Source organism: Anabaena sp. UHCC 0253 (genome assembly GCF_009712085.1).
GTDB lineage: Bacteria > Cyanobacteriota > Cyanobacteriia > Cyanobacteriales > Nostocaceae > Dolichospermum.
Genome location: NZ_VILD01000005.1, coordinates 333,101 through 341,024, shown reverse-complemented (window position 1 = coordinate 341,024; position 7,924 = coordinate 333,101). Strand labels below are relative to the sequence as shown.

Here is a 7,924-nt window from a genome sequence, read left to right as displayed (position 1 = left end):
TTCTGAACATCAAGATTTTTATATTGATAATAAAATTTCTAATTTTAAATTAGAGAAAATAAATAACAATGATATAAATAGCTTTGATAAACTTCAAGAATATTTCAATAATCATCCTCTATTAAAAGACTTAGATACAAGTAAGTGTTGCTTGAAAATTGGACTTAAAGATGAAAGTAAGGACAAGCTTTTTCCCTATACATTACAAGTATGTATTAACTCCACTGAAGTTTTAGAAGAATTTATTCACCATTTTGCAAAAATATTAATGGAGAAAAACTAATGTCTGTAAAACTCAAAAGACTGGTTAATCCTTACGAAGAAAGAATGCTAGAATTTCTCCAAACTTGCATAGATGAGAATTATAAAATTCATACACAGGTAAGCTTATGCTCATTTTGTGAATTAGGTAGCAACCTTGATATTAAACTCAGAAACTTCTTCTTTAGCTCTAGTGTAGACGCTCTTATTACAAACAAAGACTATAAACCTTGTTTAGTTGTGGAATTTCAATCTACATATCATGATTCTCATGATGCAAGAGAGCGTGATAATAAAAAATTACACTTACTAAAATTAGCAGGAGTTCCCCTACTTTATTCACGAATTAAAAACTTTGGTTTATTACATCTTTACTCCCAAAATGAAGAAGTAATATTTAATTTATTCACAGGAGAAAAACGAGATAATGCTAAAGCTTTAATTAGAAATTATTGCGAACCATCTAATTTTGCTAATGTTCTAGCCATAGCATAGTAATTTCTGATTTATTATTCTGTCAAATTATCTAAAAATAAGTAACGACCCCCATTTATGAAGTCGTTACTTATGATTTTGTTGACTAATTTCTACCTAGCCATTTTTGACCATTCAAACGATATACTAACCGAGATACTAATAAATCTAGAGTAGTTTTGCGCTCGTCAATCAAAAATGATTCCAGGGTACTCGGTTTTTTGCCTTCATTACAGGAAAATCCCTTTTTACCTTGAATATTTGCATCAGGGAAATATACGTTAAACTTGCGCTTTCCCTCTTGCCAAGAACCCATAACTTGCCAGCATTCTTCCGCTGAATCAAAACCAATGATAGGATACTTCTGTCTTGCAAAAGTCAGCTTTATATCTGGCACACCTTCTTTAGTAATTGCTTCTTGCAATGCTGGGAGGTAGTGCTGCTGCATAAACTCTTCAAAAGGTTTGTCTTCAACTGCTGGAGGTTTTTCCTTTTTGGGAGCTTTAGCGGCTGCGTCAGGTTTTTCTGTAGCAGGTGCAGCAGCATTGGGATTAACTTTTGGGTTTGCTGTTTTGGGGTCTGGCGTGTTGGCTGTAGGTAGGTCGGTAGCTACTGGTTCTTTGCGGCTAGGAATGGTTTCTCCAGCAACATTGGGAGTCACATCTCCCGCTTGATTTTGATTGGTTTCTTCTGCCATTGCTCAGGTTAATCCTTTAATCTAGCTTTTAGAGCTATTGCTCACCTTTGGGTAGTCAGTTATCTCTATTTTGACATACCAGAGCATAGCCACAACTATTTATATATAACGATTATCTGATACTTTCTATCTATTTTAGATTGGTAACAGATAATGCTATTATAGGAATGCAATGTTGGCGTAAAGTTAACAGGGTTGATTATGAACTTAAGTATAATTGACGATAAGTTGCAAATAGAATTTTCTTTAAAAGAACAACTTTTAGCTGTTCGGTTTAATAAGCTTTGGCAAATACCACTAACTCATATTATCGAAGTTACAACAGACTTACCGCCAAATAACTGGAAAGAAATCCGCGCACCTGGTAGTTTTGTTCCTGGATTAATTAAAGCTGGAACTTATTACACAGACAAAGGTAAGGAGTTTTGGTATGTCACCAAAAAAGATGATTTTGGTAATGTTTTAAATATTGAGTTAGAAGACGAAGATTATAAAAGAATAGTTTTAAATAGTGTCCCAAATAATTTAGAATGGCGATCGCAATTAACTAGATCAGGAAATAGGGAATCGGGAAAAAAATCCTGATTCCTGACTCCTATCAACCACCAGCAACAGCGGGAACAATACTCACTTCATCACCATCATGAAGGGGTGTTTCCGTATTTTGTAAAAAGCGGATATCTTCGCTGTTGACATAGAAATTCAAAAACCGTAAAGGCTCTCCTTCTGGCTTACGCAAACGCCCTTTCATAGAAGGATAGCTGACTTCTAAGTAATCAAACAATTCAGAAATATTACTACCACTACATTCTAGGACAGCTTGCTCGTTTGTAAACTTTTGTAGAACGGTGGGAACTAAAACTTTTACGGCCATTGTTTAAACGTTAATTGTTAGTGAGTGAGCTTTAATTTTTATTGAGTCCACGGAGGTGGACTTTGTTTGTATAGCTGCGGTTAAAAACCGCCAAAGCTTCTAAACTAGAACTTGTTGCCATTCTAAGCGATCAAGTGTGCGGGATCTTTCTAAAGCTCGTTCAAAACTGTCTAGTTTGGCATCAATTGTCAAAGGTTCGCCAATGTAGCCTTGAATTGCTTCTTGGGTTTTCAAACCGTTGCCAGTGATGTAAACCACAGTGGTTTCATCTGGATCAATTTTGCCAGCTTCTACTAATTTTTTGAGAACAGCAACGGTTGTACCACCTGCGGTTTCTGTGAAGATGCCCTCGGTTTCTGCTAATAGTTTGATGCCTTCGATAATTTCTGCATCATTAACTGATTCAATATTACCGTTGGTTTTTTGAGCTATTTCTACAGCATATACCCCATCTGCTGGGTTGCCAATAGCAATGGATTTAGCAATTGTATTGGGTTTAACTGGCTGAATAAAGTCTCTACCTTCTTTAAATGCTGTGGCAATAGGAGAACAACCTTCCGCTTGAGCGCCACTGAAACGAACGTCTTTACCTTCTACTAAGCCCACTTCTACAAATTCTTGGAAACCTTTATAGATTTTGGTGAACAAAGAACCAGAAGCTAAAGGCGCAACTATATGATCTGGTAATTGCCAACCTAGTTGTTCGGCAACTTCAAAGGCTAATGTTTTAGAACCTTCGGAGTAGTAAGGACGGAGGTTAATGTTGACAAAACCCCAACCGTGTGTATTAGCAACTTCTGAGCAAAGGCGATTAACTTGATCATAGTTGCCTTTAACTGCCATCAGGGTAGGACTATAAATTAAACTACCAATGACTTTACCAGCTTCTAAATCAGAAGGGATGAATACACAGCAATCTAAACCAGCGTAGGCAGCGATCGCGGCTGTAGAATTTGCTAAGTTACCTGTACTAGCACAAGATACGGTAGTAAAACCTAATTCTCTGGCTCTGCTAAGTGCTACTGATACCACCCGATCCTTGAAGCTCAAGGTGGGCATATTCACGGCATCGTTTTTAATATAAAGTTTATTTAGACCCAGGCGACGGGCAAGACGGTGCGATCGCACCAAGGGAGTCATTCCTGTTCCCACATCTATAAAGTTATCAGTGGCAACGGGCAAAAAGTGACGGTAACGCCAAATGGAATTAGGACCAGCTTCGATAGTTTCCCGACTTACCAAGCTTTTCAACACATTGTAATCATATTTGACTTCCAACGGTCCAAAACACAACTCACATACATGAGTGGCTTTTAGCTCGTATTCTGCTCCACATTCTTTACACTTCAAGGCTTTTAGTATAGAAGTGTTGGCTTGGTTGAGGTTTGTAATCGCCTGAGTCATAAGTTCGCTTTCCCTGGATGTCCGTCAACTTTGAAATGATACTAGCACGAGGCAAAATCCACGTCAAACATACCCGACTATTTTTGTCGGGATTAATTTTCTGAGACTAAAAATAAGCTGAAATAAAATCCGGTATTTTTCGGAGAAGATTTCAGATATAGCAACGGACAAAGTAATTTAGGACATTAACTAATGATCAAACCTATACACAAAAAGACTTTCAACTTTGTCCCCGTTGTATAGCACTTGTTACCTACTATATTTGGGTATGATATTTATGAGAGATGTCTATTTACCCAACAATTGCTGTTAACTATCCGCAAGCTTGTACGTCTTATAACTGTATTAAATGACCACTTTAAGATAGTGTCACAAGATAACTCCATAAACATGAAAGTAAATTAGAACTGATGCACCTAGCAAATTTATTCTCAATTTTAGTTTTATTAATATTTTTATAATGTATTACCTGACGCATTTTATAGCTATGATGCTGGCTATAAAAGCTTTTTGGGGATATTTTCTGAATACAAATCATACTTGTATTTAATATTTTATCTAGCTACGTAAACTATATAAATGTATAAAACTGCCTGAATGACTATTTAAATAGTGTCACAAAACCAATTTACAAATTAATGATTATTTGCGCTGAAACACCTCAGTGCTTTCTATGTAATTTTATTGAAGAAAACATGAAGAGTTTGTAAATTTTTTTTTGAATCGAGTAGATTTAGGGATACTTCAAAGGTATAGTCATAAAGTGTTCATGATTAACCATGACAATAAGTAATCTACTGAAATTATAAAATCGTGAAAAATATCTAAATAATCACGATTTTCGATTTTATTTAGCAAAAATTGCTCTAACTGTAGTGACCCATAAGGGAAACAACTTTAGGCAAATTTGCTCATTGACACAAGAATCCTTGTTCCTGTCTCGGACAAAGGATCAAGTAAATTAAATGCCTAATTGGTTATTAACGCAAAATTCGCCAAATACAGGCAATAAAACTTTATTTGGTGTCACATTCTTTCAGTAGCTGTAAACAACAAGTCTTTCCATTTTATTTCTACTAATCAGGTATATTTTTCAGATGCATTCTACCAAAAAAACCTTAAAACAGCGGCAATTCCGGGTGTTGCGTGCCTTAGTTGCTACAGCATTTATTACTAATGGAATTTTTCCCTTTATTACTCCTGCATTGGCCGATGGTACTGCTGCGGGTACAAGTATAAGTAACACAGCTACCGCTGAATACGAAGATCCCAATGTTCCAGGGACAAAAATACCAGCTACCTCCAACACCGTAACAGTAACAGTAGCCGAAGTAACTGGTATTAATGCAGTTGCTGATGGTGTAAGTGACAATACGGCTGGTACGATTCAAATAGGAGATGTATTAACCTACAACTTTAAAGTTACTAACATTGGTAATGATCCTACTACATTTAATATTCCTACCACAGTAACACTTGCAGAATCAGTGGCAGGTGCAGGCACAGTAGGAACTATAGAATATAGTATAGATGGTGGACAAAACTGGATTTCATCTGCCACAACCCCAGTAACATCCACAATTCCTATTTACAATCCAGCACAGAATATACCATCAACTACAGTTCCAGTTGGTACTATATTAATTCGTGTACCAGTAACAATTAATCCTGCTGCTACACCAGGAACAACTATTAACGTACAATTAGGTAATACACCTGATCCTGATACTCAAAACCAACCATCAAATGTTACCACTGCAACGGAAGAACTTAGCACTAAAGATTTACCTGACTCCGATACTAATGATGTGGATGGACCACCACTAGGAGGGGAAAAAGAAGCATCTGCAAATCAGACGGCCACTGTTGGTGCTAAAGATTACGCCTTGGCAACTTTACTGAAAACACGCAGCAATCACAATAATAACAGTACACCTTCAAATGTCACAGATGATACTGTTACTTATGGATTAAGTCTTAATGTTGCTACCACTGCACCAGCAGGTACAAATATTACCCCAGTAGCACTGCAAGGTATTAACGATATTAATATTGATGGTAATGCTAATCCTGCTACACCATACATTTTAATATCTGATGCGATTCCTAAAGATACGGAATTAAATGCAGCACCTACTCCACCCAATGCAAACTGGGAAGCTGTTTATACTATCGAACCTGCGGATCAAAACGTTAGTGGGTATAAAGATGCCAATAAAGCACTATGGAAACGTTTTGGTGCAGGTGGTACTTTAAAAGATAGTGACGCATTATCACAAGTCACTCGTATAGGTTTTATTAACAAAGCTACTCTAACTTCTGTAGCCCCTGGTACATCAGTAACTGGCTTCTCTGTCACAGTTAAAGTGAAGTTAACAGCTACTGCACCTCTAAGTATTGCAAATATTGCCCAATTGTTTGGGGGTACTAACACTCCAAATACTCCGGGTACATTACCTGTTTACGAAGAGTCTGGAGACAACAACCCCAGTAACTATGAACCTGGTACTGGCTTCCCTGGTACTGATAGTAATAGTGATGGTGTTCCTGATACGATAGACGAGACGGCTGTTGATGATGGTTATATAGATAATCCAGCTACTCCAGAAACAGGTACAGAAACTACCAATAATGGTAACGATGGTGCTGGACCACTTGGTGAAGCTAATCAATTCACAATTGATACTGCCGCTCTCTTCAATGGTCCAAGTGGTCAACCTGCTGCGGTAGGTCCAACAAGTAATAATGATGACTTCACTAACAAATCTTCTGCTGTACCTGCAAATACAGCCCCTGGTAGCACAATTGATCCGGCTTCGGTGGCGTTTACTAACACTGTCAGAAATGATGGTTCTGCGGCATCTAACATTACATTATTGCCTACTCCACCCGCAACAGCAGGAGCATTACCTACTGGAACTATAGTAGTTATCAGTGATCCTGCTAATCCTACAACTACAGCAACATATACTTACAACGGTACTGCATTTACAACATCTGATGCACCAATTGTAATTAATGTTCCTGCTGGTGTTACAAATACGGCTAACTATACTGTGGCTGTAGATTTACCAGCAGGTACACAGCTTTCTACAGATATTGAAAGGGGCTATCCAGTTCCTATTACAGCCTTTATTGATAGTGGTACTGTTGGTTTAGATGCCAATGACATTCAAAATACCACCATTAATAGAGTCTATACAGGCTTCTTGAAACTGGTGAAATTCTCTCGCATTTTAGATGCTAGTGGTAATGCTTTACCAGCACCAAGATCTGGTCAAAGTGATTTTGCTACTACTCCTAATGTTGATGCTGATATAAGTAATGACGTACCCAGAAATCCTCAACCTGGAGAAATTATTGAGTATCAAATCCGTTACAAGAATATTGCTTCGGAGACTAATACAGCACCTGCTACCAATAATGTGATCTTGAATGTCTCCGGACTGACAATTACTGAAGATGGTACTGGAACTAATGGTAATTGGGCGTTAGATCAAGATGCAAATGGCATCATTGATACTAGTAATGTTGCTAATAGTGCGGTAGATTCTGTACCTGCTAGTGCAACCATTACTTATTTTAGTGGTAGTCCAGCTACTAGTTCTGCTGGCGCAGCAACAACAGGAACTACACAAGCTACGGATGTTACTAAGTATGAGAATAGTATCACTGTTCAGATAGCTCCTGGTGTAGAAAGAACCTTTACTTTTAGACGTAAGGTGAACTAGGGTTTTTGTCGGTTTTGTAAGGGTTTAGTATTACTGAACCCCTACTTATTAATTCCTATTTTGATCATTTCTTTTTTTGAAGGTGATGTTATGAAACGATTTAGTTTTGCCAGTTTAGGTGCAGTTGCTTTAATTGCTGGATTGCCATTTATTACTCATGTTTCTGTATTAACACTGATTAAATCAAACAATATTGCTGTTGCTCAAACTCCCCAAAAACAAAAACCTGTACAGGTACAATTACAGGGTGAAAAGCAGGTAATTACTAAGGATGCACAAGGTAAAGAAAAAATTACTTGGGAAGCTTTAACAGGTAAGGTGAAACCAGGGGACGTGGTACGTTATACAGTGGTTGCGGAAAATAAGAGCGATCGCCCCCTCAAAAACCTAGCACTCAATGGACCGATTCCCAAGGGTACAGTTTTAGTATTGCAGTCAATCAAAGCACCAGGTGCGGCTCAAATTACATACAGTATTGACGGT

Annotated in this window: 7 protein-coding genes and 1 pseudogene; 5 read left to right on the top strand and 3 right to left on the bottom strand. The window is 37.6% G+C overall.

The genetic code is table 11. The features are described from left to right. Positions 1-283, top strand: a pseudogene (locus tag FJR38_RS15825) (hypothetical protein); the annotation flags it as partial. Beyond that, the gene (locus tag FJR38_RS15820; protein WP_168538068.1) at positions 283-756 is read left to right on the top strand and encodes a DUF2726 domain-containing protein; all 474 of its coding nucleotides are present in this window, start codon (positions 283-285) and stop codon (positions 754-756) included. The pseudogene FJR38_RS15825 and the gene FJR38_RS15820, both read left to right, overlap by 1 nt. Before the next feature lie 85 nt (positions 757-841). Here the strand turns inward: FJR38_RS15820 and FJR38_RS15815 are convergent, their stop codons facing one another. Continuing rightward, entirely contained in the window at positions 842-1,432 is a 591-nt protein-coding gene (locus FJR38_RS15815) for a DUF2996 domain-containing protein (RefSeq protein WP_168538067.1), read from the bottom strand. A 201-nt stretch (positions 1,433-1,633) separates the two neighbouring features. Between FJR38_RS15815 and FJR38_RS15810 the strand changes: the two genes are divergently transcribed. Further along, positions 1,634-2,017 carry a hypothetical protein gene (locus tag FJR38_RS15810; protein WP_168538065.1) on the top strand — a complete coding sequence of 128 codons (384 nt, stop codon included), beginning with the start codon at positions 1,634-1,636 and terminating at the stop codon, positions 2,015-2,017. Between the two features lie 13 nt (positions 2,018-2,030). Here FJR38_RS15810 and FJR38_RS15805 read toward each other — a convergent pair whose 3' ends face one another. After that, on the bottom strand, positions 2,031-2,306 hold the full coding sequence (locus FJR38_RS15805) for a MoaD/ThiS family protein (RefSeq protein WP_168496623.1): 276 nt from the start codon (positions 2,304-2,306) through the stop codon (positions 2,031-2,033). 99 nt (positions 2,307-2,405) lie between these two features. Then, positions 2,406-3,710, bottom strand: coding sequence for a threonine synthase (gene thrC / locus FJR38_RS15800; protein WP_168538063.1), 1,305 nt, complete (start codon positions 3,708-3,710; stop codon positions 2,406-2,408). Between the two features lie 1,097 nt (positions 3,711-4,807). Between thrC and FJR38_RS15795 the strand changes: the two genes are divergently transcribed. Both FJR38_RS15795 and FJR38_RS28595 read left to right on the top strand, forming a co-directional pair. Next, positions 4,808-7,441, top strand: coding sequence for a hypothetical protein (locus FJR38_RS15795; RefSeq protein ID WP_168538061.1), 2,634 nt, complete (start codon positions 4,808-4,810; stop codon positions 7,439-7,441). A 90-nt stretch (positions 7,442-7,531) separates the two neighbouring features. Beyond that, the coding region (locus FJR38_RS28595; RefSeq protein ID WP_254449483.1) for a hypothetical protein at positions 7,532-7,924 on the top strand (393 nt) is incomplete at its 3' end.